Raw genomic sequence first — 291 nt, 5'->3', positions numbered from 1 at the left:
CTGCGTCGGCGCCGCTTCCCCTTCGCTCAGCCGCCACTGGCCTTGGCCGTCCGCTACGTGCAGTTGGATGCAGCGCAGCCGTTCGCTTTGGCGCACGATGCGCAGCACATTTTCGAACGCCTGCTGATCGAGCTGGCGCACGCTCAGTGCCTGCGAGCAGCGATACAGCACCTCAAGCGTTTCATTGGCCTGCTGCAGACGTTGGGTTTTTTCCTGTACCTTCAGCTCCAGCGACTGATAGAGCCGGGCCAGTTCGTCCGACATGGCGCTGAAGGTTTGCGACAGCACGCC

1 protein-coding gene is annotated in these 291 nt (G+C 62.5%); it reads right to left on the bottom strand.

All coding sequences use genetic code 11. The annotated features are described in order from the left end of the window. A partial coding sequence (locus JYB63_RS22850; protein WP_205660217.1) for a hypothetical protein occupies nucleotides 1-291 on the bottom strand: 291 nt, incomplete at both ends.

Source organism: Aliamphritea spongicola (genome assembly GCF_017051665.1).
GTDB classification, from domain to species: Bacteria; Pseudomonadota; Gammaproteobacteria; order Pseudomonadales; family Balneatricaceae; genus Amphritea; species Amphritea spongicola.
This window is presented reverse-complemented; position numbering and strand designations above follow the sequence as displayed.